Raw genomic sequence first — 26231 nt, forward strand, 5'->3', positions numbered from 1 at the left:
AGCAAGGTAACGAATCGCGAACAGCTAGATCGGTAGAACCGGGAATTTTTCATAATGCATGACAACGTAATTTAAATTTAAAAAGTTAAATGGATACCTCCAACAATGGTTCGTAACGGAGGAAGATTGGTCGTAAAAATAGTTTCCGGGTCAACCCCTACGTAGTGGGTGAGCGTAAAAAGATTCTGAGCCTGAACATAAATTTTGGCACCTTGCACAGCTAGGCGTTTGGTGAATGACGTATTGAGATTATAAGACAGTGACACATTTTTAAACCGAATGTACGATGCGTCACCATACGCAATGTCACTTGTCATAGCTTTATCAAATGCATTAGCGCCTTCATTGCTTACAGTAAAACGCTGGATGTTTGTGTTATCGCCGGGTTGTTGCCAGCGATCCAGGACGTCCACAGAGGGGGTATTGCCCCTAGGTCCCGCAGGGCCTGTGTTGGCTTCGTAGGTTGAGGCAGTTTGTTTTACAAGCTGAACTAATATATCCAACTGGAAATTGTGAAAGCGGATAGTATTGTCTATGCCGCCATAATAGCGAGTGCCATCACGGTCCAGTGTATAGCGGTCGCGTCGATCAATAATATTATCACCGTTTATGTCCTTTAAAGCGTATAAACCCGTCACCGGGTCCACATAACCCTTGTAGACTTTTCTGCTGTTGAGAGATTCTCCGACAATGTAGCGCGCGGAATCTGCAGAAGCTGCAAGATTGTCGTATCGTACCAGTTTGTTGTAGGGCAATGTAAAATTCAGGCTGGTGGTCCATGAGAAACGCCGGCCGTCTAGCTGCGTTGTGCTTATTAAAAACTCAAATCCTGAGTTTTGTACGATAATAGGCAGGTTAAGGTTTGCCTGTGCAAAACCCGTTACGGTAGATACCTGCGACATCTGAAGTTGATCGGAAGATCGGTTCCGGTAATAAGATAAGTCGGCCTGTATTCTGTTTCGGAAGAAACCCAATGCAAGTCCAATTTCAGCCTTGCGGGTAGTCTCCCAGGAATATAACGCATTGTTCGGTTGGATAGGCGTTACGCTACTGCCACCGTAAGGAAGAGTTTCCTCATACCCGGTATAATATCCGTAGTTGCTTATCTGGTCGTTGCCCGTGACGCCATAGGTAGCGCGAACCTTGCCAAAGCTCAAAAACGTCAGTTTGTCCGAAAATGGCTCTTGTGTAAAGATCCAGGCGCCCCCGACCGACCAGAAATTAGAGAACTTTTTTCCGGCGCCAAACCGGCTGGATCCGTCACGCCGTAACGTGACGTTCAGAATATATTTCTCCCGCCAGTTGTAGTTCATACGGCCGAAAGCTGCCGCGTACCGGTATAGCCACGCGATGGGTTCTGATGCTTTCAACGTGGGAGCTGCGCCCAAATCGCTGATGAAGGCATCATTCGTGTAACCGGTTCCGCTGGTGGCTTGCGCGTCTTGCGTCATATTCTGAAACGTTGAGCCTACCAAAATTTTGAATTTACCTTGCCAGAGATTGCGACCATATTCCAGGATGGGCTCTGCGATAATGGTTCGGAGGGTGTTGTTGGATTCATAATGTTCGCCCGTTTGAAAATCGCGGATCGCAGGCGAGTAGTATCTTTTCGGCAGGATAATTGTTTCCTTTCGGGTAAAAACCGTTTGTCCCAGGTTGGCTTTAAGCACCAGGCCAGGTAACAGTTCATAGTCTAGCATGGTGTGAGCAGACCAATTAGTGGTTTGTGCCCGGTAGGTGTATTCCAAATATGCTAGCGGGTTATACCAGGTATAATCAGCCCAGTTCAGTTGCCCGGTAGGATCATATAGCGAGGGTGCGGTGGGGGGCAGAATAAATGCCTGTTGAGTAATGTCAATCACAGGCAGGTTGTTGTCGTCGGCGGCATAGTTAAAGATCATGTTAGCATGAAAACGATTATTTTTTGATTGATGCGTCATATTAAAAAGGCCCGAACCGCGTGTATAATCAAAACGTTTTGGAAAGACGCCGCCCTCCTTGTAGAAATTTCCGGAGAAAAAGAACTTCGTGTTTTCTTCGCCGCCATAAAGATTAACAACAGCGTTTGTGACAGGAGCAATGCCACCGATTAATTTTTTCTGCCAATCGGTATTGCGAGTAGTATCCCAACGAAGTACGTCCGGAGAATTTTTTGAATCCATCTTCTCTGTGTCACGATCATTCGTGTATGCCTCGTGTCGCATCGCCAGCCACTGCTGCGTGTTGAGCAGGTCAACATAGTGTCCAACCTGGCTAAAACCGGTGTTGATATTAACTTCCGCTCCCGAACCACTTTTCGTGGGGCCTTTGGTGTTAATTAAGATTACGCCATTCGCACCTCTCGATCCATAGATAGCCGTCGCGTCAGCATCCTTCAGCACGTCAATGCGATGGATATTAGACAAGGGGACTAGACTCAAAGAGTTAGCCAACGGCAGGTGGTGAGCATTGGTCTTATATGTCATCGACGCCGATGGATAAGGCACCCCATCGATGATATAAAGTGGCTCATTCCCTTCATCGCGCAAACTATTCTGACCGCGTATTCGAATCCTATACCCGCTGCCATGCAGCCCCGATATCTGCTCCACAAAAACACCCGCCAATCGTCCCTGTATAGACTGCAACGAATTAACAACCGGGCTCCGCTCGAGCTCCTTATACGTCACCGTCGAGATATTCCCAATCCGCTCCGCCTCCGTCACGGGATAATATCCGGTATTGATCATCACCTCCGGCAACGTCATCGGCTGAAGCACAATCTTCTTCGGCGTATGCTCATTCACCGTCACCTGCTTGGTGATTCGCCCCACATACGAAAACACCAGGATGTCATCCTTCGTCGCGGTAATAGCAAAGCTTCCGTCAGGCTCCGAGTGCGTACCCTTGTTTGAATTCTTGATATAAATCGTCACGCCGGGCAGGCCTTCCTCGGTCTCGGGGTCAAGTACGCGGCCGCGGATGTCGAACGTGACCGGGCGGCGGAAGATGATGATGTTGCGACCGTTCTCCTCAAACCCTACAGGGGTGTCGCGTAATACGATCTCGAGGAATTCTTGTACGGAATGGCTGCCTCCAGGCACCGCCAGGTTCTCAAACTGATCGACCAGGGTAGGCTGAAAGACAAACATGAAGCCGGCCTGCATTTGCACCTCGCGGAAGATGTCCATCAGGGACATGCGTCCTTCCGGAACCGAAATATTCTTTCGTGACAAGCTTCCTTGCCCGTGTGCCAGGGAAATGTTAAGCAGTAGGCCTGCGCTAACGAGCATAAAAGCAACAGTACATTTACGCATAATGGTAAGTTTGAGACCAACCCGGAACAACCAAACTTTCTCATTAGTAAGGTACTAATTATTGGTAGGAACTCATTTAGTAATGAGTCAGAAATCATACATAGGTATAAGATATTTTCTGCGAAAACAGCTGGTTTAGAGCGATTTCCCCAAAATATACACGTACTCGACCAGCTAGTTCAAAAAAGAGATCGATTGCATAAAAAGTGCACCGAAAAGGAGACTAACCAGTTATAACGGCATCGACTGAAGCCTGACCTTCTGTGGTGTAAAAATGGTCGATTGTTGAGCCAATAAATCCAGCCAAATTTATATCCAATAAAAGGACACCTTTTCCCGATCAATTACCGCAACCAAATATCCTTTGGAAAACGCCAGGTTCAGGCACAAACACGAAGGGGCTATCCAGACCGGATAACCCCTCCCAAAACAAAACTTAAAACCTAATAACTAAACGGTTCGATTAAAGCAACCTAACGAAAATCTATCCCTTCACCCAAAGACTCCAGTCTTTGTCGAACTTATACCACTTACCGTTTGGGCTGGCCCACGACCACTCCGGCACCTCGGCCCAGGTATTGCCATCCATTGACCATACAAGCTTTTTGTCGTGTATCTTCAACCATTTTCCGTCTTTATCCTGCCAGGTTTGGTCCTTGGAAGTTTCCCACTTCTTGCCATCTTTCGACCACCAAAGCCTGGCTTGCTTATCGAGCTTATACCATACCTTGTCTTTGCCCTCCCAGGTACTTTCCGGAGACTTTTTCCAATTGTCAGAGACAGTGGTTTTTTTGTACAACGGATAACGACGCGCCTGGGCTGCGTTAAAAGTCACCAGGGCAACGACGATCAATACGAGGATTTTTTTCATATGAGTTGATTTAAAATGATTGGTCTATACTTTGATTTGGAATAGTGTTGACTACGAAGCCACGATAAATGGACCAGCAATGGCCAACACCTGATCGGGTGTAAGCGGCTCATCAAATGCCTGCGTGGCAGCGGCGGTAGTGTAGCCAAGTCCGGTGATATCAACAGTCCCTTGCATCGTCACATCTTCGCCGGCGTAGACGGCAGTGGGCACGCCATTGGTCTCGGCACTGGTGATCCAGCCTTTCTCTGCGCGTAGGCGACGAATCATCGAGGCATGGCGCGCTTCGACGGAGTGTATCTGCAACGCCGCGGTCAACGCCGCCTGGCCCACAAGCTCTTGAGCCCGGCCTTTGTAGGCGCGTACTCCTGTGTCTTCAAACGCCTGCGACAAAGTCAGGAACACGGCATAGCTGCTCCATACCGTTGCATATTCGCCATTCGCGGTGAAATCAAATTCCGGCTTCGACACGGGGGTAACATCCATCGAGTCGAGCACACCGAGCAGGAACTGGACGTGTGCGCTTTCGTGCTTACTGATCTGCTGGAAGATGACACGGCGGTTTTCAGGAATCAATCCTTCGGCCATAAGCCCTTGTTCATAAAAGGCATCTTCGAGATACTCCAGCGTCAGTGCATAATTGAGCACATCGCCCACCGACGCTTTGCCTTTGCCATAAGCTTTTTTCAGTGAGCTTCCCAGAATCAGGGGTACCGTTGCTGCTGCCTTCACGCCAACGGAAGCCAGGTTGCCAAACAGGGAGCGACGATTGCTCGTGCGCTCATATACTTCGGGGTCGACCGATTCGATCGCTTTGAATATACGTGATAAGTTCATGCTGCGAGGGGGTTAAGAAGGGAGATTGTCAAAAACGACCGTAGTTTTAACATAGGTACTGGCAATGGCCAGTACGGCCGACGGTGCCCTGACCACATCCAAACCGTCGGACGGAGTCACAACGTCGTCGCCGGAGAAGGCGGCCGTAAAAGGATTGAGCAGGTCGCGTATAGCCGAAGCATGACGTGCTTCCACCGACACGATCTTACCGGCGATCAGCAGAAAGTCGGGGCTCTCCAGTAAAACGCCGGCACCGTTATAGGCCGATACGCCCAGGTCTTCATACGCGCGCGCGGTAGCCAGTACGCTGGCGCGGCTGGTAAAATCAATCGTGCTAAAGTCAAATTCCACATTACCGGAAATAGCAGCATTACCCAGGGCGGCCTTGAAGAAATCACGATGTGCAAGCTCGTGGTCGCGTATTTCCATAAGCAACGTTTTTTCCTCGGCAGGCATGTTAGCATAAGGCGAGCTAATCACCTTTACATAGAAGGCTGCTTCCAGCTGTTCCAGCAAATACGCATAGTTGAGAATACCCGTGTCGCCGCTACCGAGATCGACGCTGGAAGGCGCTTTGTCGTCATCATCGTCGCTGCAGCCGGCCAGTAGTAAGCCCGTGGCAGCCGCCGAGACACCGAGGTACCGTAGAAACGCGCCACGCTTCAACGGTGTCATTAAACCCTGCGGACGTAGTTCGCCCGGAACGAGTTTCGGAATCGTTAATTTGTTCATGTGTAGAGAGGTTTTAATTAAAAAAAATAGAACAACTACAGAAGTTGTTACCATCAGCATACAACGGCTGCCAGTTTCAAATTCATGTCAGTAACTACGAGGTTGTGAAGAGAATTGGATTTCGAAAAGTGGAAAGATTTCAGAAGAATCGTATTCACAACGTAATTTCTATACTATAAATGAAGAGTGTGATTATTAATTCTACACATTTGCCCATCGTGAGGTAAAACATCTACATAAAAAACACCTCTTACCATGGGGCTGTCACAACAAACATTTATCTTGGTAACAGTATCAGCACGGTAGTACCGACATGAAATCAAAGCCCCTCGTTAATCGAAAGTTTACACTCGAACGTTTCCCTGGCAAGGGTGGCTGGACATTCGTCTGCCTGCCCGGTATCACCCCCGACATCAAGCGCCGCTTCGGTATGGTAAAAGTACGCGGCACCATCGACGACTACGACATCAGCCAGTACAACCTGATGCCCATGCGCGACGGTCGACTATTCCTGCCGATAAAAGCGGAGATACGTAAACAGATTAAGAAGGAAGCCGGCGACACTGTACACATCACGTTATACCTTGACGAAACACCGGTAAAAGCACCACGCGAAATGATTCAATGCCTGCGCGATGAGCCCGCCGCCTGGAAATTCTATCAGTCGCTCACCGAAGCCGAACAAAAGGCCTATATCGATTGGATTTATACCGCCAAAAAAGAAGAAACGAAGATTGAGAGATTGGCCAGCACCGTGAACAGGTTGCAGGCTGGATTGAAACGTTTCGATGCGGATAACCGGGAGTAAAGAACGGACAACGCTCACCCGCCGGACGAACAGCATAACGACGCCCCCACGATCATAGCGGTTTTCGTTTTGTTTGCCAAAACTTTTGTTGCCAGGCTCCGTATAACACACTGCCTCAAAATAATATATGTATATCCCCAACCAATTTGCCGCTACCGATACCGTCGAGCTGCTCGACTTCATGAAACACTATAGTTTCGCTACCATTGTGACGGCGAAAGACAACGTGCCGCTGGCAACACACCTGCCGTTTGCCGTGTCAACCCGCGAAGATAAAGTCATTCTCACCTCGCATTTCGCCAAAGCCAACACACAATGGCGCCAAATTGTCGACCGGGTCAACCTGGTGATCTTCAGCGAGCCACACGCCTATATCTCGCCCACACACTACGACAACGAGCAAAGCGTGCCTACATGGAACTACGTTGCCGTGCATGCGTATGGCGCGGCCACGATCATCAACGACCGGGACCAGGCCTTCGAGGCGTTAGAGAAAATGATCGATACCTACGAAGAAGGATATCGTAAGCAATGGGCTGGCTTGTCGCAAGACTACAAGCTGCGGATGCTCAACGGCATTGTACCCTTCGATATAGTCGTCACCGACCTGCAAGGCAGCAAGAAGCTCAGCCAAAATAAAACGGAACAAGAGCAGCAACGCATTATCGATACACTATCGGCCAGCACCGACGGTGCGGCCCGCCAGATTGCCGGCTACATGCGCGGTAATCCGCATCCCGGGGAGTAACAGCCTAGGGCTGGATGCCCAGTACCTTCAGCATTTTTTTATACAGCTCGGTATTTTGGTAAACACCGGCAAAATTGGAAGCCCCTGCGCCATACGCAAACACCATCACGGGTGTGGCGGTGTGGTCGTCCGTGCTGAAGTGGCCGCGAATGTGGCCCTTCTTTAGATCACCGTCCAGCAGCGTAAGCCCACCCGTTTCGTGGTCTGCCGTAACGACCAGCAGCGTCTCCGGATGTTTCGCGACGTACTGCATCGCGCGGCCCACCGCCTCATCGAAGTTCAACATCTCCCGTACAACGTACTCTATATCATTCGAGTGGCCACCCCAATCGATCTGAGCACCTTCGGCCATAATAAAAAATGGTGACTGCCCCGCGCTAAAGGTCTGCAGGGTCTTATCCAATGTGGTGGCCAGCAGCGGACCGCGGCCTTGTTTCATGGACAATCCCAGGGTATTATCCAGCACGACAAACTTCGACGACCGCAGCGTGTCGAGCGTACGAACATCGGTAGCGACTGTATAGCCCTTCTGTTGCAGCTCGCCGCGCAGGTCGCGGCCGTCCTTGCGCTGTAAAAAATGCGCGCTGCCGGCACCGATCAGGACGTCAATGTCGCTGGTCAGGAAGTCAGCGGCAATCACCTCGCTGGAGGCACGGTCAGCCGAATGCCCATAAAAGGCCGCGGGGGTAGCATCGGTAATGTCGCCGGTAGAGATAACCCCCGTTCGGAAACCGTGTTGCCGAAGCGGGGCGATGATAGACGGAATGGGGCGGCTCAGCGAGTCAACACCCACCGCGCGGTTGTTGGTCTTTTTGCCCGACGCCATGGCCGTCGCGCCGGCAGCCGAGTCCGTAATATAACGGTCGGCCGACGTCGTGATCGAAAGCCCCACCACCGGCATGGTGAACAGGTTCAGCGCGCCGTGGTTGGCGGTGTACCCGGCATACTGTTGCGCCAGGCCCATGCCGTCACCGATCAGGAAGATGATGTTACGGGCCACCGCCGTGCTGGCTGGCAATACTGGCGCAGGGGCCACGGAGTGCACATCGGCATTCGTATAGGTCACATGCGGAGTCTCTTTCATAAACGCGTTGAGATCGACCACCTTATCCGTGCCGATATAGTCCACGCCCAGCTTGCCAAGCGTGATCCACGCATTGACCACGTCCGGCGTCGCCCAGAAACGGAATTTCTTGCCACGGGCATGTACCGACTGAATCACGTCCTCGATCTTCGTCCGGTCTTTCGCCAGAATCACCCCCTTGCCGTTCCAGATGGTATACTGCGAAAAGTCGTCGCTCATCATGCTGATGCGGGCAAGCTGCTCCGGTGTGTAGTGCACGGCGGGGCGGCCGTCGAAGTGAATATAAGTGGGGTAAGAAGACCAGGTGGTCGGCTCCGGCACACTGCCGCTCAGCGTAATGGTCAGCGACGGGCACGAAGTCAGCGTAGGATATTTTTGTAGGACCTTGACAAGCGCTGGTACCGTCGTGGCGCCAGGCGTTTTCAAATCGATCATGAGATTCAGCGGCTTACCCTTGGCGTATACCTTGCCGCCATGGAAGCGGATCTTCTCCTGCAAAGGGGTGAGGTATAGTGCCGCCAGTGTTTTTTTTGGATCGATTTCCTGCTCGGTGTGCGCCACGCACAGCTGGCCGTTATGCAAGAATATATCCACTTCGATCGAGCTTGCTTCCTGGTAGTACGCGTTCAGAAACGGAATGGGATGTACGTAGTCGTTGTGTGCATGAATGAGCCCGGTGCCGGAATGTTGTTGCGCACGGCACACGGTTGCCAGGAAAAGAAGGAAGCTGAAGCGTGCTACAGAAAGGTATTTCATGAGGCTTGAGTAATTAAAAGCCGGCAATATAGCAGCTACAGCAGGATGTTCAGGTTAACGGGGTGTTAATTAACGTATGAAGCATGAGGTGATCCGGCTTCGTAGTCAGTTATGAGAACGATTGCTATGATTTATTGAATGAACATTCAATAAACATGTGAAGGCGCGTTAAAGGTTTGTTCATAAAACGATAACACGTGTTTTTTTCTCTCCCGTAGCAAATGACCTTCTTTGCGCACCAAAATATAGGTGCCACAGATTTACGCATCTCGTAAAGCTTCCATAACTTCCAATCATAATAATCAATTAAACTATCAGCCTATGGCAAACATCTATGAACGTATCCAAAAACGTGGCAGTTTACGGCGTCGCTGCGATAAATATATCGTAGCGGTGGCGCTGGCCGTTTTTGCAGGGGCGAACCCCCGACCGTTGCTCGCTGCCGTTTTACAACAGCAGGTGCAATCGCTGACCGTGACAGGTAAACTTACGGATGAAACCGGCGCAGCCCTGCCCGGTGTAAACGTAATGGAGAAAGGTACCACAAATGGTGCAGTAACAGACGCCAACGGTGACTATCGCCTGACGGTGGGGTCTTCCAACGCGGTGTTGGTATTCACCTTTGTAGGTACGGTCAGCCAATCGGTCGTGGTGGGTACGCAGAGCACCATCGACATCCAGCTGATGTCCGATGCATCGACGCTCGGCGAAGTGGTCGTCGTGGGCTACGGCACACAGTCCAAACGCGACATAACAGGTGCAGTAAGCTCGGTCAAGGCCGACGATTTCAACCGAGGTATCGTCAACTCGCCGGAGCAGCTGCTGCAAGGTAAAGTAGCAGGTGTCAATGTCACGTCTGCCAGCGGCGAGCCCGGGGCAGCGCAAAACATCACGATTCGGGGCCCCGGTACGGTGCGCAGCGGCAGCACGCCGTTGTACGTCATTGACGGCATACCGCTGGATAACAGCAACACCGCCGGTATGGGGATTGACAACGGCGGTACGACCAATCCGTTGAACTTCCTCAACCCGCAGGACATCGCGTCGATCGACGTGCTGAAAGACGCCTCCGCGACAGCTATTTATGGTGCTCGTGGCGCGAATGGCGTTGTGCTGATCACCACCAAGCGCGGCAAAACCGGCCAGTCCGGTGTAACGTACTCGGCGAGCTACGGTGTATCAAAACTTGCCCGTAAGATCGATGTTTTTTCCGCCGACGAATTTCGCCAGGCAGTGCCGCAGACAGGCGCAGCCGTGATCGATCTCGGCGGCAATACAGATTGGCAGGACCAGATCACGCGTACAGGCACTACACAAGACCACAATGTGGCGTTTTTCGGCGGAGCCGAGAAGATGAACTATTACGCGTCCCTCGGGATGCAGGACCAGGAAGGTATCCTGAAGAACAGCAATCTGAAGCGTTACACGGGCCGCATCAATGTCAGCCAAAAGGGATTGAACGATCGTCTTTCCCTGGACATGAACCTGAACGCGTCGCACACCCGCAACGATCGCCCCGAGATTTCGAGCCTCGTCAACACAGCGCTTACCGCGAATCCGACCATGCCGGCCTACGACAGTGTCGGTGGAATTTACCAGCGCCAAGACCCGATAAATCCGCTGGCGATGCTCAATACCTATAAGGACATCACCGAGACGAACCGTGTCATCGGTAATATCTCGCCGTCATTCCGCATCATCGAAGGCCTGGTGTATAAGCTTAATGTCGGTATCGACGTGACCAGCGCGATTCAGGATGTGCAACGCATGCCGAGCGTATATCCCGCCCAGGAAGGCCGGCTGGACTCGTATTTCACAAATAACACAAACAGCCTGATTGAGCATTACCTGACCTACAATTTTTCGAAGGGGAATCATGCCTTCACATTACTGGCAGGTCATTCATACCAGAAGATCACATCGAAAACGCGCCATTGGAGCATTTCTACCTTCCCGATCTCCGGTATCGAGCCCCGCTATAACCCCGGCCTTGGCTCGGAGATCGATTTGACGGCATCTGCAGATAACAACCGCCCGTTGGGAAAAGCCGTCAAGAACGAGCTGCAGTCTTTCTTCGGCCGTCTTAACTATATCTTCAAAGAGCGCTATCTTCTGACGGCCACCGTGCGTACGGATGGCTCGTCGAAGTTCGGAGACAACAATAAATACGGTACCTTCCCTTCGTTTGCGGCGGGCTGGATCATCTCCGAGGAACCGTTCATGGCGACCATCCCGGTCAATACACTGAAGCTGCGCGCCGGTTGGGGCCAGACCGGTAACCAGGAGATCGAGCCGAAAGCTTCGTTTGCACGCTACCTGACTGCCACCGGCGCAGGGTATAGTTATCCATTCTTTCCCGACGGTTCCGCGCCGCAAGGCACAATCGTTCAGAACTACGCGAACCCGAACCTCCAATGGGAAATTTCCAAGCAAACAGATGTCGGACTTGACTTTGGCTTTTTTGAAGGAGCGCTCACAGGCTCGGTGGACTACTTCCGAAAGGTAACAAGCAACGTATTGCTGAAGGTTACGGTACCCGACCCGATTCAGCCGGCCTTGTTTTACTGGCGCAACGTAAAAGACATGGAGATCGTCAACGAGGGTACGGAAATGGCACTCGACTACCGCTATGACGCCGGAGCTGACTTCACCTTCCATGTAGGCGGTAACATTACATTCATTAAAAACGAAGTGCGCAACTCGCCGGCTACGTTGATCCCTTCCGGCAGTATTTCCGGAGGCGGCCTCACCTCGGCTTCCGTAAACGGCTATATAAATGGCGAGCCCATCGGCACGTTCTTCCTGCAACAATTTACCGGTATCGGCGAAGATGGCTTTAGTACATACCTCGAGCCCGGGGAAGATGGCGAAAGCCGCTATATTTCCGGAACAGCGTTGCCCGACAAACTTTACAACTTCAACCTGGGAGCTTCCTATAAAGGGTTCGACCTGTCGGTGAATTTCAACGGCCTGAGCGGCAACAAAATTTACAACGGTACTGCGAATCTGAACTTCTCGCGTGCCCAGCTGGCCAAGAGCCGCAATACAACCGATGCGGCTACGAGATATTCAAACGAAGACGTTACCAACGCGAACAGCGTATCGACACGCTATTTGGAAAAGGGTGCTTTTCTGCGTCTGAATAACGCCACCCTGGGCTATAACTTCAGTCCCGAGTCGCTGGGCATCGGTAACTGGATCAAGTCGCTGCGTCTGTCGGTTACCGGTCAGAACCTCTTTGTAATAACCGATTACTCCGGGTATGATCCCGAAGCAAATGCAGAAGGTCGCCGGATCGAAGATGCCAATTCGTTTGGTATTGATTACGCCAGCTATCCGAAAGCACGTTCAATCGTGTTCGGTTTAAATGTTTCATTTTAATTGTACACAGCGTATGAGAAAGAATATATATGTATTGATATTGTTTTTGGGCGTCATGCTGGTAGAAGGTTGCACCGACCTGCAGGAAGAAGTGCTGGACGAGTCACTGACCGGCAACGTGACGAACGGTGATGTTATAGCAGGCACCCTGGCACCGGCCTATGCGTCGCTGTCGGAGGTGTTTCTGCACACCCGCTACTTTGCCATGCAGGAAATCTCCACCGATGAGGCGATCCTGCCGTACCGCGGCGGTACCGATTGGGGTGATAACAATATCTACATCGATTTGCACAGGCATACATACACACCGATGAACGGCCCGATAACCAATACCTGGAATGCCATTTCGCAAGGCATTACGCGTTCGGTAATTGCCGTTTCTAACGTTCGCACCCTGCAAAGCGAAGGTCAGCAGGTAGACGCATACCTGGCCGAGGCTCGTGGTCTGCGCGGTTATTATTCCATGCTAAGCCTGGATCTTTTCGGTATAGTCATGTCCAAAGACACACTCGATGTACGGTCGCGTGTGCTCCGCGGCGACGAAGCTGTCAACTATATCGAGCAGGATCTGCTGGCCGCGGAAGCGGTGCTGGACGATACAAACGGTCCCGGCCGGATCACGAAAGCCGCAGCGCAGGGATTGCTGGCGCGTCTGTACCTGAATGCCCCGGTATATCGTAATCCGTATGCGGAGGCTTACGAATTCCGCCGCGAAGACATGGAGAAGGTCGTGGAGTATTGTGACAAAGTGATCGACGCCGGTAAGTATGCACTTTCGTCCGAGTTCTTTGAGATTTTCGACGACGAAAATCATACGAACAAGGAGCTTGTCTTCGCGATCGACCAACGCGCCAACCTGAACGGCAACAACCGGATGGCATACTTTTCACTGTCGGGTGACCAGTTTCCATTGCCGCAATTCGTAAATGCCAACGGTACCGACGGGCCAGGCATCACGCCGGAGTTCTACCACTCGTGGGTGGATGCCTATGACGGCGCAGACCCTGCTACCAAAGACATGCGTTTCTATAAGAGAAACCTGGACCCCGCCGTCACGTGTATCGCTGCCGCCGATTTTGAGATCGACCGTGGTATCCTGCGGGGGCAGCAGTACGGTCTGCAGACAGACCGGAAGGGCACCCCGTTCAAACGTTGTGCCGACGGAGCGAATTATGTTGTTGGGCCGTTGTTTAACAATACCCGCGGTAACACGACACAACCGGTGATCTTCACGGAAGAAGTTGACTATACAACCTATAGCGGTTACAGCTCGGGCTATCGTGTGTTGAAATACGAGTTCAGCAAGACGTCCGACGACGGGCGAGCAAAGGGTGAATTTGACATCGTACTGCTGCGTCTGGCTGACATTTACATGATGCGTGCCGAGGCAAAGCTTCGGATGGACGACGCTGCCGGCGCGCTGCAGGATGTCAACACTGTACGGGCTGCACGTACTGCCCGGATCGGCATTCCTCCACTCGGGTCGATCGATCTCGATATTATGTTCCGCGAACGCGGCTTCGAGTTTTATTTTGAAATGCTGCGTCGTACCGATATGATTCGCTTCGGCAAATATGAGGATGCGTGGACCGAGAAAACCAACAGCGATCCGCTCAAGCGTCTCTTCCCGATTCCGCAGACTGCCATCGACGGCGCTTCGGAGTTCGAAGGCTTCCTGGAGCAGAATGACAGCTACTAGGATACAGGTATACAGGCTGCCTTCCACCGGAAGGCAGCCTTTTTTTATGTCTTTCCGTCCTGTGGCTGAAAGCCGAGGCGGTCCAGTTGTTTGTCGAGCTCCAGGGCGGCGCTGATAAGTGCCAGGTGGGTGAAGGCTTGCGGGAAATTGCCAAGGTGCGCCGCGTTTTTATTGATCTGCTCGCTGAACAGACCAAGGTGATTGGCATACCCCAGCATCTTTTCAAAGCTATCGAGCGCGCGGATAACCTCGCCGCTTTTAGCCAGCGCTTCGATATACCAAAAAGAACATAGTGTAAATGTGCCTTCTTCGCCGGTCAGGCCGTCTACCGCGGGCGAATCTTTATACCGGTACAACAGCACGTCCATGCCAAGGGTCTTTTCTACGACCTTGAGCGTAGCAAGCCAGCGAGGCTCGTCCGGCGAGACAAAGTGGGTAAGGGGCATGAGCAGCACACTGGCGTCGACCTGATCCGCCCCTTTGTACTGTACCCAGGCGCCGACCTGTGGATTCCAGAAGCCATCGAACACGTCGTAGTATATCTCGTCGCGCACGGCATGCCAGAGTGCGTGGGGATAGGGAAACGAACGATGATCGGCAATTTTGATGGCACGGTCCATTGCCACCCAGCACATCAGGCGGCTGTGTAGGAATTCACGCTTGTCGCTGCGCACCTCCCAAATACTGTGGTCCGGCTTACGCCAGTCCGCAATGACACACTCTACTTGCTTGACAATACACTGCCAGAATTCGTATGTGATAGCATGATGCTGGTTGTTATAAATATAAATCGTATCAATCAGCTCTCCGTAAATGTCAAGTTGCAATTGTTCCTGTGCGCCGTTGCCAATGCGTACAGGCCGCGAGCCTTTGTAACCTTCCAGGTGCGGTAATTCGCGTTCGGTAAGCTCGTGTCGGCCGTCGATGGTATACATCAGGTACAGCTTGCCTTCTTCAGTGCGCGCATGGATCCAGTGTAAAAAAGCAGTAGCCTCTTCCGTAAAGCCGAGACGCAGAAAAGCGTACATGGTAAATGCTGCGTCGCGTATCCAGGTATAGCGGTAATCCCAGTTACGCACTCCGCCGATCGTTTCCGGCAATCCAAATGTGGCCGCAGCGACCATCGACCCGTGTTCGTACGAGGTCAGTAGTTTTAACGTAATAGCCGATCGGTGTACGATCTCCGTCCAGCGACCGCGGTAAGTAGACTGCGAGATCCAGTGGCGCCAGAAATTGATGGTTTCGTCGTAAAGGGTGTTAATATAATATCCGATCGGGTGAAGCACATGGGTCTCATCTTCGGAAACAGATTCCAACACAATGTGGACCGTCTCTGACTCCCGGACGACAAACTCGGTATAGCCGGTGCCTTCGCGTAATTGTAGCGGCACGTCTGCCAGCAGTCGCAACACGACACCGCCATCATGCTCGGCCCGAAAGAAGACCCCCGTCTCCGTAAAACTATAGTTGGCAGTGGCCTGCCCATAATGAAAGGCTGGATGACACTCCATCCGAAAGGTGAGATCGCCGCGTACGGCCGTAACCTGTCGGACAATGGCACACAGATTCTCGCCTTGGTGTTGCACGATCGGCATAAAGTCCGTCAGCTCGGCAATCCCTTCGTCAGAAAAAAAACGTGTCAGCAATACAGCTGTTCCCGGCAGGTATAGCTGCTTGCTATGGTAATCTTGCATCACAGGCGTGATCGAAAATGATCCACCTTTTTGTGCGTCAAGCAGGCGTGCAAACACCGTAGGTGAATCAAACGTCGGGAAAGACATAAAGTCGATCGATCCCGTCAGTGACACCAGCGCGACGGTCTTTAAATTGCCGATAATGCCGTAATGCTCAATCGGGAGATAAGAATCTGTGTGAAGGTCTTCCATGGACGTGTGGGCGGAGCTTGTTACTGCGACTGTCGCCAATCTTCAGACTGGCGTATGAACCTAACGCTTCGTCTTTTTATAATTGGACTCGTATAACTGCGGCTCGTTATCCGGGCTCTTGGCCGGATGGCCCGAGATATCGGTCACTTTCTTCGGAGTCGGTTTTTTAGGCTCTTCTTTTTGGGGCGCAATTTTTTTAGCCATACAGGTATGGGTTTATGTCTGTATCAGGGTGTAAAAACCGTACCCGGTCTACACCGGGTACGCCATGGTGCTTAGCAAAGCGTTTTCGGCTTGCCGGCTGTCCAGGCGTGTATGCTGCACAACCACGGGCACAGTCGATTCAATAATACACGCATAATCCGTATCCAGGGGAATCGGAGCGGGGTCGCTCAGGTCGTTAAAGCGCACGTGTTTCGTGCGGCGGGCGGGCACCGTAACACGGTATGGGCCCACGGGATCGCGGTCACTGAAAAATATCGTAAACTGTACCTGCGCGTCTTCCTCGCCGGCATTGAGAATACAAGCTGTTTCGTGACTCGTCATAGCCGGCGCCGGGCCCGTGCTGCCTGACGGTATATAGCCTTCGGGGATCGCCCACAAGGTATTTCCTATGCTCTTTTTCATACCGGCATCTGATAAAATAGAGTGCCAGCCATGCGGCCGGGCACAAACTACGTCTTGGGCTGAATCAGCTTGGCAACGAGTCCCGTCCACCCCGTTTGATGGGTAGCACCGATGCCACGACCATTGTCGCCGTGGAAATACTCATAGAAATAAATGTAATCGCGGAAATTCGGATCGGATTGAAGCTTCGGATGATGACCGTAAACCGGACGATTCCCGGACGCATCTTTGCGAAAGATTCGCACGAGCCGTTCACTTAAATCATCCGCAATTTCTTGCAAGGTGCGCATCTGTCCCGAGCCCGTAGGATGCTCGATCTTAAAGTCGTCGCCATAATATTGATAAAAACGCTGCAGCGATTCAATCAGCAAGTAGTTGACCGGAAACCAGATAGGCCCCCGCCAGTTCGAATTACCGCCAAACATGGTGGAGTCGCTCTCGCCCGGTATATACTTTACCTTTAAATCCGTACCCTCGGTATGAAACGTATAAGGTTTCGCGTCGTATACTTTTGACAACGCGCGTATGCCGTACGGAGAGAGGAACTCCGCCTCATCCAACATACGCTTCAGAATACGTTTCATGCGATGGCCACGCAGCAGCGACAACAAGTGGCGCTCTTTCTTCCCTTTTTCCACCCACCGTGAAATAAGACCCGCCAGGTCGGCACGATGTTGTAAAAACCATTGCAGTCGCTCGCGGAACTGCGGATTAGATTCGAAGATCTCCTCGTCGAGAATTTCAACAGCAAAGAGTGGAATCAGCCCGACCATCGAACGCACCTTGAGGCGTTTGTACTGGTTGTCGGAGGTATTGAGCACATCGTAGAAGAACTCGTCTTCGTCGTCCCACAAGTTAATGCCCTCGCCGCCGATGTTGGCCATGGCGCCCGCAATGTAGAGAAAGTGCTCGAAGAACTTGGTGGCCAGGCTTTGATATACCGGGTTCTCCTTGGAAAGCTCCAGGGAGAGGCGAAGCATATTCAGCGTATACATCGCCATCCAGCTTGTGCCGTCCGACTGTTCGAGGTATTCGCCGCTGGGCAGCTTCGTGTTCCGGTCAAAAACACCAATGTTATCCATTCCCAGGAAGCCGCCCTGGAAAATGTTATTACCCTCGTTGTCCTTCTTATTCACCCACCAGGTGAAGTTGAGCAACAACTTGTGAAAGACCTCTTCCAAAAAAACGCGATCACCTTTTCCGTTTCGTTTTTCGTCAATCTTGTATACCCGGTACGTTGCCCACGCATGCACCGGCGGATTCACATCGCTTAGTGCCCACTCGTATGCCGGTAGCTGCCCGTTGGGATGCATGTACCACTCCTTGGTGAAAAGCAACAACTGGCTCTTGGCAAACTCGGCGTCCACGACCGCCAGCGGAATGGTATGAAAAGCAAGATCCCACGCGGCATACCACGGGTACTCCCACTTGTCCGGCATGGAGATAATATCGGAGTTCCGCAGGTGCATCCACTCACGGTTGCGGCCCAGCTTGCGGCTGGCGGGGGCAGGTTGACCGTCGTCGCCGCGGATCCACTTGCCCACATCATAGTAATAATATTGTTTGCTCCACAGCATGCCTGCAAAAGCCTGCCGTTGAATGTTCCGGTCATCTTCGTCCTGGATCTTCTCCTGCAGCTCGTGGTAGAAATCGTCGGCATCTTGTACACGCTGCGTAAAGATTTCGTCGAACTTCTGGAACGGGTTGAATAAATACCGGTAGGCCAGGCGTAGCCGGAGGGTTCGTTTCTCGCCGGGAGCAACTGTAAGCGTATAACGCACGGCAGCCTTGGTGCCCCGGCGTGTGGCGTTTACGGTGTTAGCCTTTTTGTTAACGACATACTCGTGAATGCCGTCCTTATAGGTGCCCGGCGATGCATAATTATACAGACGCTGCGTATTGGTCTCGTTCTCGCAGAAGAGCGTCTCACCGGGCTCCTCGGCATAAAAGTAATATTTGCCGAGCCGTTGATGATTAAGCTGGATCACACCCTCTTCATCTTGAAAAAGCTCGGGCTTTTCAGTACCGCTCTTCCACGACCAGATATTGCGAAACCAGACCTGCGGCAACACTTCCAGCGTAGCCGGCTCGCTGCCCAGGTTGTGCACCGTCACGCGAATGAGCATGTCCCGGTCGTCGGCCTTGGCGTACTCCATCGAGATATCGAAGTAGCGGTTGTTGTCAAACACCCCGGTATCGATCAGCTCATACTCGGGGTCAGCCTTGGTCCGCTTGCGGTTTTCTTCCACCAGCTGTGCGTAGGGAAAAGCCGCCTGCGGATACTTGTACAGCATCTTCATGTACGAATGCGTCGGCGTGCTGTCGAGGTAATAATAATGCTCCTTACAGTCTTCGCCGTGATTGCCTTCATACCCGGTCAACCCGAACATGCGCTCTTTGAGAATAGGATCTTTGCCGTTCCAGAAACCGAAGGCAAAACACAGGTATTGTTTGTCGTCGCTAATGCCGCCGATGCCTTCCTCACCCCAACGGTAGGCCTTGCTGCGGGCCATGTCGTGTGTGAGATACTGCCAGGCGTTACCGTTTTCGCTGTAGTCCTCCCGTACCGTGGCCCATTGCCGTTCCGTTAGATAGGGACCCCACTTGCGCCAGTTTTTGTCCTTCGCGACGTCTTCCTGCAGACGTGTCTTTTCTGCGTTCATGTGCTAAAGATAACCAAAAGGATGTATCACCCATTGTCTTCAAAGCCCGGGTATAGCAACATGCCCCCGTCGACAAACAACGTGATGCCGTTGACGTATTCCGAGTCGTCGGACGCCAGCCACACCGCTGCGCCGTTAACGTCTTCGGTCTCGCCAATGCGTTTGGCAGGGATGAGCTTGAGCAGTTGATTATACGCCTGGGGTGTTTGCCAGGCAGCATAGTTAATGGGCGTACGGATCGCCCCCGGGCCGATGCTATTGATGCGGATCTTCTGCGGCGCATACTCCTGCGCGATCGTTTTCATCAGCATCATCACGCCCCCCTTGGAGGCCGCATAATTGGCGTGGCCCGCCCACGGAATAACTTCGTGCACCGAGCTGATACAAATGATCTTGCCCATCGATTTAGAACGCTCGGGCACCATGCCGCGACGCATAAATTCTTTAATAGCCTCGCGCGCACACAGAAACTGCCCGGTCAGATTGATGCCGATCACCTGGTTCCACTCCTCCAACGTCATCTCATGGAATTTGGCATCTTTCTGTAACCCCGCGTTGTTGATCAGAATATCAACGGTACCATAGCGCTTAATGGTCTCGGCAAACATAGCCTTCACGTCCTCCTCTTTACTGACGTTGGCCTTGATCGTAAACCCCTCGCCGCCGCCGGCGTGTATTTCTTTCAACACCTCCGCCGCCTTGTCGGGGCTGCTCGAATAGTTCACCACCACGCGGGCACCTTCCCGCGCCAGCGCCCTGGCAATGCCCGCCCCGATACCCGAGCTGGCACCCGTAACGATTGCAACCTGATCCTGCAGTTTCTTTTTGTCCATGGATTCCCTTTTTTACATTATTGATTTACGAATATTATCACGGTAATGCAAAAGCGTGCCAGGGATATGCACTACGAAGAGTACCAGTCTCCTGCAGCGTATAAAGGAATGACAACGATATTGTTATAGGTTGAATAGTTCTCTAGCGAGAACCGAACACCGTAAGGTGACTTCTTTTCTTGTAAGAACAAGTGCATGCTTTGCATAGAACCCTTTTTCCCTGACTTTACTTCAATGGGAATAATTTGCCCTGACTTTTGAGTAACATAGTCTACCTCTGCGTTGCTGCTTTTGGCTTCGCGGCGCCAATAAAAAAGGGATTCTTGCCGATAACATGAAGCAGCTTTGAGCAATTCCAATCCAACATATTGTTCGGCAATGGCACCTTTATTAATGACATCAAAATCAGTTTCTAAAAACAACTCACCGATGTTTAATTGGAGCAGCCGTTGAAATATTCCCGTGTCTAATAACAGAAGCTTTTTACTCTTATCATTTACCTCGGCACCCAGTGGAATCCCATTAGAAGCCGAATGCGTTACAGCGATGACTAATCCCCCCATCGTCAATAGATCCACAGCTTCTTTTATCTGTTTGTACGTGGAAGAGATGGCCGCCTTTGAATAAATAAATTTACCTCCTGACTGCTGTATAATGGAATCGAAGACCTCTGTGATACGTAAAAAAGGCACGTGGTTTTTATACCTGGCGAAATCGGTCCGCAGTGAGGTGACTAAATCATCGAGCACGCGGCTACACCGTATAAGGTCGTTACTTTCAACGTATGTGGCCACAACCTCCGGCATACCGCCCAGCACCAAAAACCGCTTGAAGTGCGTGATTAGTTTTTGATGGATTACATCCGTCAACGGGTTGCCGGGAGAGGCTTTTGCTTTGTGTGTTACAAGCCCGGACTCTCCAACGGCAGTAAGGTATTCATTAAAGGAAAGGGGGTAAACGAATATAGAGCGAATCCTCCCCACGCCGAAGGAAGGAATCTCAGCAAGTGCAAATTCAAGCAATGAGCCCGCCGCAATGACATGTAGTTCAGGATACTTCTCATAAAAAAATCGCAGGGAGGAAATGGCCGGAATACAGGCCTGAATCTCATCAAAAAAAAGCAACGTCTTTCCTGGAACAATCGGCGTATTGTAAAGCACCGAAAGGGTCTCACAAAGCTCGAGCGGATCCAGGTCGCCCTCAAATACCTTATGAACCTGACGTTGTTCTTCGAAGTTGATTTCCAGGAAGTGCGTGAATTGACGCGCCAGATGCCGGATAGCCGTTGATTTTCCCACTTGGCGCGCACCACGGAGTAGCAATGGCTTTCCTTGTTTTTCAGCCCGCCACGCAAGCAATTCTTGATCAATATGGCGACTAATGTAAGGCACTTATAATGAGTGTTTTACGTTCTGTCGAGAGGCTGCACCGTCCGTAAAAGCTATTTAACAAGGCAATATTACTCCTATTTTGTCTATTTAGCAAGGCAATAATATCCATTCCAATGCTATTTTACAAGGCAATCTGAGTCACTCCGATGCTATTTTACAAGGCAATGACCCCCAGAAAAGAAAAAAGGCCAGCGTAAGCCGACCTCTTTTCCGTTCTCAACCAATATATAATGCACTACGCCACAGTCGGCTGAAGCATCAGACGATTCATCTTCCGATGGAAGAATGCCCCTAAATGATTGGCATTTGCCGCGAGCACGGCCTGGAAGTGTTCTTCTGCCTGCGCGCCCTGCCCCAGGCCCAGGTGCCCCAGACCCATGATGTAGTGGCAGTGAATGCGATTGCGTAGATCAAGATCCTGGTCGAAAACCAGCAGATCGGGCAGTGACACCGCGAAGTAATCGATGCGGATCTTGTCGTTCAGGTGCGCGGCACCGAAGTCAATCAGGCGCTGAAAGATCGTCGTAGCCTGGTCAGGCGTGCCAAGCTTCCTCCAACCGAGACCCTGGTAAAAGATCTTGTCGGGCTGCTGGTCGTTGTAATAGATCGCCTGTGCCGGCTCGCTTAGCCCCTGCGTAGTCTTCCGGAAAAAAGCTTCCGCTTGAGCCGGCTGGTCGAGCGCCTCGTAGCAACAACCCTTCAGATAGAAGATATCATTTTCCTGGGCGCCGTACAGCTTGCCTTCGCCCAGGTTGTGCGGATACGTTTCAGCGGCTTCCAACAGTCCAAGGGCTTCGGTATAGGCACCTTGCAAAATAGCCTCTTTAGCCAGCTCGAGGTGGCAGAGCAGGTATTGACCTACCACCTTGCCCTCGCCGCCTTCCCACGGGTGGAAGATGCGTGCCGCCAGCAGTTGACGTGCCTGTTGGAACTGACCCAACAGATTATACAGCGTGACACGCTCCAGGTATAGATCGTCGCGGTCCACCGTCAGGTCGAGATGTTTCTCCAACAGCGCCAGGCGCTCGGCGTGGGGCTTGTTCAGTTGCTTGTAAAGCTGATCCAGCTCCATCAGCACCCGCGCATCGGTAGGGTTAAGCGCAAAGGCCTGCTGCAGGGACTTCAGGGCTTTCTGAGCATCTTGTTGTTTGTTGTAATACGCCAGCGCCAGGTTGCGATGGGCCGTCGGGAACGAGGCATCGTACTGCACCGACTTCTCCCAGCACGCAATGGCCTCCGTATACTGACGGTTGGCATACCAGTAGTTGCCGAGATAATAATGCGCCTTGGCGTCGCCCGCGTTGGCTGCCAGCGCGGCTTGCAGCACAGGTACATCCTCCAAACGGTTCGGAAAACAATAGTCGGGCGCCGCGGCGGCGGCTTGGGCGTACCACTGACTGGCGGCAGTCGTATCGTGCATCAGTCCGGCGAAGTAACCCAGGTAGTAAAGCACCATGGGGTAAGTGGGCTGGCCCTCTTTCAAGGAAAGCTTCAGGAAGCTGGAGGCTTCTGCATACAGCCCCGCATGCGCGTAGTCAAACGCATACTCGATATAATTGTGCACATACCCGCGTATCAGGCGCTGCAGCTGACCGGTCTTGTCGGCGGCAGCCGCGGCGTTGGTTTCAGGCAGCATGACTTCTTCGTACAGGCAACCATAATTAAAATTGTCAATCGCCAGCGAAGCCGCAATCCACGCATGCGCATCGGCCGTGCGGCCTAACTTGCGCAGTAGCACAGCTTTCAGGTGACGTGCGGTATGGCTGTGATAGTTGCGTACCAGCGACTTCTCCACCAGGTCGAGCGCCTCTTCGTAAGAGCCTCTGCGTGTAGCCAGGCGTGCCAGCTGCAGATAAGCACTGTCTTGCCAGGCAGCATTCCGGCACGCTTTATAGAATACGTCAAACGCTTCGTCATACCGACCCAGGTAGGAGAGACAGAGGCCAAGATTGAAATACGGCTCGCCGTCATACGGGTTAGGATTGCGTTGAGTCAGCGTAGCGATGGCCGTGCGGAAGTACGGCTCTGCCTGTGCGAGCTGACCACGCTTAAGAAACCACAAGCCGAGCGCATTGTTATTGCGAACATCGCCAGGCTCGCGGCGCAAGGCCTCCTGGTAGTAATCGGTGGCGCGATACGTGGCGTGACGGTATTGCTCAATATGTAAGCCTGTAAGAAAGAGCTGCTCCACGCTTGTGATCACAGCGGGGGCCAACGCCGGACTGGCCGGATTGGGAACAGGCTTCACTTCGGGCTTATCCGGTTGATACTCCACCAGTACTTTGCCGGTAGCGCTACGCAATACCAAACGAACTTGTTCCGCCTGCGGTACGCTGTCAAGCTTCACGGTGGCAGTATAAATGTGCTCGGGCGATACGGTAATCACTTCCTGATGCACACCACGGCCAGTATGAAATACCTCCAGTGTGGCGCCTTCGTACAGCGCCGTGGCATATAATTTTATAGCAACCGACGAACCTTGCAGCTCCAGGCTCACCATCGCGTCGCGGGTGGCATTCTTCACAACCCCCAGCTCGCCGTAGGGCATAAAGTACTGCGTAAACGTACGTTCTTCAAAAGGCTGAATCCACGAGAAGTCGGGCTGGTTGTCGGTAAAGACACCCGTCATCAATTCGATATAGGGGCCGTCTTCGTCGGTCAGGTTGCGGTCCCACGCGTAACCAAACTCGCCGTTACCCCACGTCCATTGTTTTTTGCCCGGCGACACATGGTGGTTGGCCACGTGCAGCAACCCGCCACGCGAGTCGTGCTCGTATCCGCCCATAAAGTCATACTTGGACGTGATCGCCATATACGACGTCGGCACCGGTATATTTTTATAGCGCGAAATATCCACGCCGGCCGAATAATCTACTTTATAGTAAGTACCCTTCGCGATCGGAAACTCCGATACATCGCGCTTACCGTGATCAAACACCGCGTGCACGTCCGGCGGGAAAACCGATTGATAGTCGTCGTTTACTTTTACGGCCGGGTTAGCCCACCACAAAAACGTCTGCGGAAAAGGTGTACGGTTGTAGAGCTTTGCGTTGATCTCCAGATACGCCTTGTCGGGATACAGGCGAAAACCCGCCATACCCTTCGTGCGGAACATCCGCTCCACTTCGTTTACCCATACTGTCTTGCTGCCGTCGGCATGCTCCTCAATCGTATAATCGATCGCGTCGAACGTGCTGGGGCGGTGGTGCTGCGGCCAGTTAAATTCAATGCCGCCCGAGATCCAGGGCCCCGTCAACCCTACCAGTGCCGGTTTGATGACCTGGTTATAATATACAAAGTGCCGCTGTCGGATCTTGTCAAAAGCCATTTGCACACGGCCGCCAAGCTCGGGCAGGATCATGATCTTGAGATAGTGGTTCTCCAGGAACAACGCCCGGTAAGACTGATCATGTTTTTCGTCCAGTATCTTTTCGATGACCGGGTGCGGATAGACCACGCCACTGCTGCCCTGGTAAACACGGTTCTCAAGAAAGATTGGATTTTTTTCTGGTTTACCCACTCCGTACGTAGGAATGACGACGCTTTCCTCCCAGACGGACACTTGGCTATTGATTTTCATCTAAAACGATTGTTTTTTGCAAAAATATCGGTCCTTTGCCCCTTATTGGATGGACTAAGTTTCTCTTTTGATGGACAATCTTATTGCGCTAAAAACATGCAGACAATTCGTAAACGGGAGGGATTCGAAGGACAACGGGCCATTGTGCTACCCAAAAAAATACTGGAAGTATGCGGCTATACCCCCCCGGTGAATGCATTATATATAACAGACATCGGCTTTTACCCCCGGGCCACCTATCACTATCGCGAGCGCCCCAACGGCATCTCCCAAAACATCCTTATCTATTGCACAGAAGGAAAAGGATGGCTCGAAGTGCCCACGGGCACATACAAAGTAAACCCCAATGAATTCCTGATCATCCCGGCAGACATGCCGCACAAATATGGCGCCGACGAAAAAAGCCCATGGACCATTCATTGGGTACATTTTAAAGGCATCCAGGCGCCCTACTTTGCCTCCCTGCTATCGCGTCAGTACAAGGAGTATGTAAACTATTCGCCCTTTCTCGACGAGCGCATCCGGATCTTCGATTCCATCGCTCGGGCACTCGAGAGCGGCTATAGCCTCGATAACTTAACCTACTCCAACATCAGCTTTGCCTACCTGCTGGCATCGTTTTCCTTTCCCGAGAAATTTGCGTTGGCACACCATACCATTCAGAAGGATACTGTAGACCTATCGATCGAATACATGCAGCAGCACCTCGATGTGTCGCTTACGCTGGAACAGATGGCATCAGCAATTAATCTATCTGTGTCCCATTACTCCAGCATCTTCCGGAAAAAGACCGGCTACTCGCCAGTCGTGTATTTCAACCACCTCAAGATCCAGCACGCTTGCCAGTATCTGCAGTTCACAACATTGAGAATCAACGAGATATCATCAAAAGTTGGCATCGAAGACCCGTATTATTTCTCCCGAATGTTTACCAAGATCATGGGCATTTCGCCCCAGGAATACCGCAACAAAAAAGGATGAGCTAAATTTTACGACCATAAGAAAGTCCATGATTTAAGTTTAATTCTCCATTCAAACG

The 26231-nt window shown here is 51.9% G+C and carries 17 protein-coding genes; 5 read left to right on the forward strand and 12 right to left on the reverse strand.

Going from position 1 to position 26231, the window contains the following annotated elements; genetic code table 11:
* Positions 1-77: 77 nt before the first annotated feature.
* The 4 genes from KK062_RS05940 to KK062_RS05955 form a co-directional block, all read right to left on the reverse strand.
* Positions 78-3296, reverse strand: a complete 3219-nt coding sequence (locus KK062_RS05940; RefSeq protein ID WP_254083339.1) for a SusC/RagA family TonB-linked outer membrane protein — start codon at positions 3294-3296, stop codon at positions 78-80.
* Between the two features lie 484 nt (positions 3297-3780).
* A complete protein-coding gene (locus KK062_RS05945; protein ID WP_254083340.1) occupies positions 3781-4167 on the reverse strand; it encodes a hypothetical protein in 387 nt (128 codons plus the stop codon).
* A gap of 51 nt (positions 4168-4218) precedes the next feature.
* Positions 4219-5004 (reverse strand): ferritin-like domain-containing protein, encoded by a 786-nt coding sequence (locus tag KK062_RS05950; RefSeq protein WP_254083341.1) that lies wholly within the window; start codon positions 5002-5004, stop codon positions 4219-4221.
* A 12-nt stretch (positions 5005-5016) separates the two neighbouring features.
* Positions 5017-5736 (reverse strand): ferritin-like domain-containing protein, encoded by a 720-nt coding sequence (locus KK062_RS05955; RefSeq protein WP_254083342.1) that lies wholly within the window; start codon positions 5734-5736, stop codon positions 5017-5019.
* A gap of 313 nt (positions 5737-6049) precedes the next feature.
* On the opposite strand from KK062_RS05955, the gene KK062_RS05960 reads away from it, so the two are divergent.
* Entirely contained in the window at positions 6050-6544 is a 495-nt protein-coding gene (locus KK062_RS05960) for a YdeI/OmpD-associated family protein (RefSeq protein WP_254083343.1), read from the forward strand.
* A gap of 127 nt (positions 6545-6671) precedes the next feature.
* A complete protein-coding gene (locus KK062_RS05965; RefSeq protein ID WP_254083344.1) occupies positions 6672-7292 on the forward strand; it encodes an FMN-binding negative transcriptional regulator in 621 nt (206 codons plus the stop codon).
* 4 nt (positions 7293-7296) lie between these two features.
* On the opposite strand, the gene KK062_RS05970 is transcribed toward KK062_RS05965, so the two are convergent.
* Entirely contained in the window at positions 7297-9132 is a 1836-nt protein-coding gene (locus tag KK062_RS05970; protein ID WP_254083345.1) for an alkaline phosphatase, read from the reverse strand.
* Positions 9133-9453: 321 nt separating this feature from the next.
* Here KK062_RS05970 and KK062_RS05975 point away from each other — a divergent pair, with 321 nt between their 5' ends.
* Together KK062_RS05975 and KK062_RS05980 are read left to right on the forward strand one after the other, a co-directional pair.
* Positions 9454-12513, forward strand: coding sequence for a SusC/RagA family TonB-linked outer membrane protein (locus KK062_RS05975; protein ID WP_254083346.1), 3060 nt, complete (start codon positions 9454-9456; stop codon positions 12511-12513).
* A gap of 13 nt (positions 12514-12526) precedes the next feature.
* The gene (locus tag KK062_RS05980) at positions 12527-14212 is read left to right on the forward strand and encodes a RagB/SusD family nutrient uptake outer membrane protein (protein ID WP_254083347.1); all 1686 of its coding nucleotides are present in this window, start codon (positions 12527-12529) and stop codon (positions 14210-14212) included.
* 44 nt (positions 14213-14256) lie between these two features.
* On the opposite strand, the gene KK062_RS05985 is transcribed toward KK062_RS05980, so the two are convergent.
* From KK062_RS05985 to KK062_RS06015, 7 genes are all read right to left on the reverse strand, one after another.
* Positions 14257-16098 carry a glycoside hydrolase family 15 protein gene (locus KK062_RS05985; RefSeq protein ID WP_254083348.1) on the reverse strand — a complete coding sequence of 614 codons (1842 nt, stop codon included), beginning with the start codon at positions 16096-16098 and terminating at the stop codon, positions 14257-14259.
* Positions 16099-16158: 60 nt separating this feature from the next.
* On the reverse strand, positions 16159-16302 hold the full coding sequence (locus KK062_RS05990) for a hypothetical protein (protein ID WP_254083349.1): 144 nt from the start codon (positions 16300-16302) through the stop codon (positions 16159-16161).
* 48 nt (positions 16303-16350) lie between these two features.
* Positions 16351-16725: a sensory rhodopsin transducer gene (locus KK062_RS05995; RefSeq protein WP_254083350.1), complete on the reverse strand. Its 375-nt coding sequence runs from the start codon at positions 16723-16725 to the stop codon at positions 16351-16353.
* 47 nt (positions 16726-16772) lie between these two features.
* Positions 16773-19388, reverse strand: coding sequence for an MGH1-like glycoside hydrolase domain-containing protein (locus KK062_RS06000; RefSeq protein WP_254083351.1), 2616 nt, complete (start codon positions 19386-19388; stop codon positions 16773-16775).
* A 26-nt stretch (positions 19389-19414) separates the two neighbouring features.
* Positions 19415-20221 carry an SDR family oxidoreductase gene (locus tag KK062_RS06005; RefSeq protein ID WP_254083352.1) on the reverse strand — a complete coding sequence of 269 codons (807 nt, stop codon included), beginning with the start codon at positions 20219-20221 and terminating at the stop codon, positions 19415-19417.
* Between the two features lie 71 nt (positions 20222-20292).
* A complete protein-coding gene (locus KK062_RS06010; RefSeq protein WP_254083353.1) occupies positions 20293-21612 on the reverse strand; it encodes an ATP-binding protein in 1320 nt (439 codons plus the stop codon).
* A gap of 235 nt (positions 21613-21847) precedes the next feature.
* Positions 21848-25192 carry a DUF5107 domain-containing protein gene (locus tag KK062_RS06015; RefSeq protein WP_254083354.1) on the reverse strand — a complete coding sequence of 1115 codons (3345 nt, stop codon included), beginning with the start codon at positions 25190-25192 and terminating at the stop codon, positions 21848-21850.
* Positions 25193-25288: 96 nt separating this feature from the next.
* Between KK062_RS06015 and KK062_RS06020 the strand changes: the two genes are divergently transcribed.
* Positions 25289-26173: an AraC family transcriptional regulator gene (locus KK062_RS06020; protein ID WP_254083355.1), complete on the forward strand. Its 885-nt coding sequence runs from the start codon at positions 25289-25291 to the stop codon at positions 26171-26173.
* The last annotated feature ends 58 nt before the right edge of the window (positions 26174-26231 follow it).

Source organism: Dawidia cretensis (assembly GCF_018598175.1).
In the GTDB taxonomy this organism is placed as follows: Bacteria; Bacteroidota; Bacteroidia; order Cytophagales; family Cyclobacteriaceae; genus Ohtaekwangia; species Ohtaekwangia cretensis.